The sequence below is a fragment of the Methylomonas rivi genome, from assembly GCF_024505165.1.
In the GTDB taxonomy this organism is placed as follows: domain Bacteria; phylum Pseudomonadota; class Gammaproteobacteria; order Methylococcales; family Methylomonadaceae; genus Methylomonas; species Methylomonas rivi.
Map to the genome: position 1 here is coordinate 1 of NZ_JANIBK010000211.1, position 4,840 is coordinate 4,840.

Here is a 4,840-nt window from a genome sequence, read left to right on the forward strand (position 1 = left end):
CTCTTCCGCCTCTTCGATGTAGTGGGTGGTCAGGATAATGGTAGTGCCCCGCGCGCGCAATTCGCGCACCATGCGCAACATGTCGTGGCGCAATTCCACATCGACCCCGCCCCCCGGCTAATCGAGAAACAAGACCGATGGCTCGTGCCCCAAGGCCTTGGCAATCAGAACCCGGCGTTCCATACCGCCGGATAGGGTCATGATTTTTGCGTTGCGCTTGTCCCACAGGGACAAGTCGCGCAGCACCTTTTCCAGGTAGGCGGGGTTGGGCGGCCGGCCGAACAGCCGGCGGCTGAAATTGACCGTGGCCCATGCCGTCTCGAACGCGTCCGTATGCAACTCCTGGGGCACCAAGCCGATCGCGGCCCGCGCGGCGCGGAAATCGCGCACGTTGTCGTGGCCGTCGGCGACGATGGTGCCGGAGGTGGCGTTGACAATGCCGCAGATGGTGCCTATCAGTGTGGTTTTGCCGGCGCCGTTGGGGCCGAGCAAGGCGAATATTTCGCCGCGATTTATCGCCAGATCGATGTTTTTGAGCGCCTGGAAACCGCCGGCATAGGTCTTGTTGACGCCGCGCACGGAGATGATGGGGACGGGAGGGCTGGAATTCATGGGCAATCGAGGCATGAGCGCATTGTGGATTGAAGGGTTGGCTGTTATTGAAAACGAGCGGAGTTCGTCCTCAAGTTTAGCCGAACCGGAGCGAAGCGATCATACTATGGCCGCGCTTGAATTTACAGGATATAGACCGTTCGCCGTCCGGCGGAAGAGGACATTGCCGATGCCGCCGGACGGCAAAGCGGCGCCATGGCGGCGCCGGGAATCGATCGGCCGGCTTATCGCCTTCCCGCCTTTGTAGAATCCCGAGGCGGGCGCGATAAGCTGTCTTGATGGGCGGCCAGGCTTTGCAACGGCACCGCATAGATGTCCTGCCTCGCCTTGCAATGCGCCGTTTGTTGCTCCAGTTGCCGCATTTGCGTTTGTAAAGACTCCAGCAGATTTAACGTCTGTTGAAGCTGCTGCTGCAGAAACTCGAAGTGAATTTGAAAATAACGCGCGGACGGATAAACGGGCGCCGGCTGCACGGGTTCGGTTAAGGCTTGCTCTGTTATGGACGGGCTGGGCATGCGGCTGGCTCCTCTATGTTTGTGAATTCAGTCAAGCAATCGGCTGGCTTTGGAGCGGACGGGGCGTTTGCTCCCGGCGGTCCCCCAAAATCGCATAACAGGCCGGGGTCAGGACCAAGCTGGCCGTCATGCCGATTAACAGGCCCGCCGACAAGGACAGGGTCATGGGAATCAAAAATTGCGCCTGCGGGCTGGTTTCCAGCAGCGTCGGCAAGAAGCCGGCGAAGTTGGTCAGGAAAGCCAGCAGAATCGGGCGGAAGCGGGACGCGCAGGCTTCGCCGATTAAAACGTCCACGGGTTTGCCGTCGCCGTCGTGCTGGCGGATGTAATCCAATAACACCAAGCTGTCGTTCACGACCACTCCGCTGGCGGCGATCATGCCGACCAGGGATTCCATCGACAACGGCAGTCCGGCGGCCCAATGCGCCAAAATCGCGCCGCTCCAGGCCACCGGAGCCGCCAGCAGGAAGATCAGCGGTTTACTGTAGGAACGAAACGGCACCGCGATCAGCGCGTAAATCACCACCAGCGCCAGCAGGGTGTTTTTGCCGAAAGCCGCCAGCAGCTGCTTTTGTTCCTGGCGCTGCTGGCCGATCCGGATGTTCAGGCCGGGAAAGCGGTTTTCCAGGCCCGGAAATACCTCGGTTTCCAGCGCGGCGTAAACCGCATTGGCGTCGGCCAGGGCCGGATCGACCCGCGCCTGTACTTTCAGCACGCGCTGTCGGTCTTCCCGGTGAATTCGCGCATAACCCTGCAGCAATTCGACTTCGGCCAAATTGGCCAACGGCGCGCTGGAACCGTTCGGCAGGCCGATGGGTTGGGTCTTGAGTTGCTCCAGCGAACGCCGCTCCCGCAAGGGCAGACGCACCATGACCTTGACTTCCTTGCGTCCGCGGATGAAGCGGTGAACCTCCTCGCCGTAATACCCTTGCCGTACTTGCGCGGCCAGTTGATCCAGGCGCAGCCCCAATCTTTCCGCGTCCGGTTTCAGCGTCAAATGAATTTCCGGTTTGCCTGGCTCGGCGGAATCGACCGCATCGTATACGCCGGGAATCGCCCGCAGTTGCTGTTTCAGTTGTTCGGCGGCGGCGCCTAAAATACCCGGCTGGTCGGCGCCCAGCATCAATTCCACGTCGTAGGGCTGGTCGCCTTCCTTGAAAATGAAATCCACTTTGCCGCGGCCGAGATCGCCGATACGCTGCCGCCAATCGCGGATAAAATTCTCCGCCTTGATGCGTTGCCGGCCTTCGGCGGACAACTCCAGCCAGATGCCGGCGCCGTGTTCCCACACGATGGTTTCGACGCCGACAATGACGCTACCGGCATTCGGGCGAGTTTGGCGGGCCGCGGCGTCCAATTCGTCGCGCAACGCAAACAAGGCATTTTCCACCCGGCCCGCCAGCGCCTGGGTTTCGCCATACGGCGCGCTTTGCGGCAAGCGTATCGATACCCAGAAACTGTCCTTGGTAACGTCGGGGTTGACCGATTGCCGCACCCGGTCGCTGGCGACCAAGCCGCCGCACAGGATCAGCAGGGCGGCGAACATGGCCACCGTCAAATACCGCCATCTCAAGGCCGCATGCAGAAACGGCCGGTACACCCGGTCGACGAAGCGGTCCAGACCGCGGTTGAGGCGTCCGCGAAGGCGCTGCAAACGGGTCGGTTTGGCGGTCGTTTCGGCGGCGGCCACCAGATGCGCGGGCAAAATCAGCAAGGCCTCGATCAGGGAAAATACCAAGGTCAGGATCATGATCAGACAGATGGGACGCATCAGCTGGCCGGCCCAGCCGGGCAGGAAAAGTCCGGGCAGAAAGGCTACCAGCACGATCAGCACCGACAGGGTAACGGGCAGGGCTACGGCTTTCACGCCGTTCACGGCGGCCTGCAACGGCGTCTCGCCGCCCTGGGTTTGCCGGCTGTGCACGCTTTCGCCGATGATGATGGCGTCATCGACCAATACCCCCATGGCCAGCAGAAAGCCGAACAAGGACAGCATATTCAGCGAAATATCCAGCATCGGCATCAGCCAGAAGGCCCCCAGCACCGACGTGAAAATGCCGGCGCCGGCCCACAAGGCCACCCGCAAGCGCAGAAACAGCGTCAATACCAGGCAAACCAGCAAAAACCCGCTCAGGCCGTCTTCCAGCAAGGTGCCGATACGCTCGTCGTAGGCTTGCGAATCGTCCCACCAGGTGATCAGGCGCAAGCCCTCCGGCAGCTTGTCGCGCATGGCTTCTACGCTGGCCTTGACTTGCCGGGCCACGGCGATGCTGTTCCGCTCGGCGTGGATTTCCCAGCCCTGCGCGGTCTCGCCGTTATGCCGCCAGTTGTATAAGCGTTCTTCCAGGCCGTCCCTGACGGTGGCGATTTGGTCCAGCCGCAGCCGGTTGCCGTCGGGCAGGGTTTTGACGATCAAGCCGCTTACCGCCTCGGCGTCCTTGGCTTGGCCGTGCACGCGCAGCAACAATTCGCCGTCCGGGTTTTTGACCAGACCGCCCGGTAACTCCACGGAGGCCTTGCGGATGGCCCGAGCGACTTCGTCCAGCGTCAGCCGGTATTCGCGCAGCCGTTCGGAAGCCACTTCGATGCCGATTTCGTAACCGATTTCGCCGTAATTGCGCACCCGGCCGACGCCGGGAATCGCCGCCAATTGCTGTTGTATCCGGTCGCCGAATTGTTGCAGGCCGAAGGCGTCGGCCGGGCCGTGCAGGGCCACCCAAATCACCCCGTCGTCGTCCTTGCGGCCGGCGGGCAATACGTCGATTTTTTCCAGTTGTTTCGGTAGCTGCCGAATCGATTGCACCCGGCTGCGCAATAACGCCATCATCTGTTCCCGGTCGCGGTCCGGCAGGATTTCGACTTCCAGGGTACAGGTATCGCCGCGGATTTCGCCGTGCAGGTGTTTGATGCCGGGCAGATCGTGCACCGCTTCTTCAATCGGTATGCATACCGCTTCTTCGACTTCGGCGGTACCGGCGCCGGGGAAAATGGCGGTCACTTCGATCTGGTGCGGGCTGAAGCGCGGAAAAACCTCTTGGTCCACCTCGAACATGCCCGCCACGCCGCCGGCCACGATCAACAGCATCAAAAGATTGGCGGCCACCGGGTTAGCGGCGAACCAGGCCAGCAAGCCGGGCAAGCGTTCGGGGCGATTCGTCATGGGGTGGCCGCCGCCGGAGTTTCGGTTATCGCCACCCGCATGCCGGCCACGGGCAGCGCCATTTCGGAAACCACCACCCGGTCGCCGGGCCGCAGTCCGGAGCGGATGATGGTTCTATCGCTTTCGTTACGCAACACCTCAACCCGGCGCAATTCCAACCGGTCGCTATCGTCGACCAGTTTGACCTGCTGCAAGCCGTTTAAGGTGCCGCGGGGCAGGGCGAACAGCTGTTCGCGGGTGACACCCTCAATGTCGGCTTGCACGAACAGGCCGCTCAGCAACGGCGCGCCGTCCGCCGGGGCGCGTTCCGGTTGTTCGACTTGCGCTACCAGAAACAATTGGCCGCTGCCGCTATCCAGCGCGGCCTCGCTACGTACGATCCGGCCTTGCCAGTGCCGTAAGCGGCCGCCGATTTCCGCGCTCAAGGCCACCTTGGGCCAATGCGGTTGGCTGTCGCGGCTGCCCAGCGGCAGATCCAGAAAGGCTAACTGATCGATGCCGACAGGCAAACGGATTTCGGCAACATCGGTGGCGAAAATCCGCGCTATCACAC

At 62.0% G+C, this 4,840-nt stretch carries 4 protein-coding genes; all 4 read right to left on the bottom strand.

The features are described from left to right. Nucleotides 1-117 precede the first annotated feature (117 nt). Nucleotides 118-612 carry an ABC transporter ATP-binding protein gene (locus tag NP596_RS19820; RefSeq protein ID WP_256617125.1) on the bottom strand — a complete coding sequence of 165 codons (495 nt, stop codon included), beginning with the start codon at nucleotides 610-612 and terminating at the stop codon, nucleotides 118-120. A gap of 224 nt (nucleotides 613-836) precedes the next feature. Beyond that, a complete protein-coding gene (locus tag NP596_RS19825) occupies nucleotides 837-1,127 on the bottom strand; it encodes a hypothetical protein (RefSeq protein ID WP_256617126.1) in 291 nt (96 codons plus the stop codon). 31 nt (nucleotides 1,128-1,158) lie between these two features. Further along, nucleotides 1,159-4,287: an efflux RND transporter permease subunit gene (locus NP596_RS19830; protein WP_256617127.1), complete on the bottom strand. Its 3,129-nt coding sequence runs from the start codon at nucleotides 4,285-4,287 to the stop codon at nucleotides 1,159-1,161. Further along, nucleotides 4,284-4,840 (bottom strand): efflux RND transporter periplasmic adaptor subunit (locus NP596_RS19835; RefSeq protein ID WP_371927986.1); only part of this gene is annotated, 557 nt, incomplete at its 5' end. The genes NP596_RS19830 and NP596_RS19835, both read right to left, overlap by 4 nt.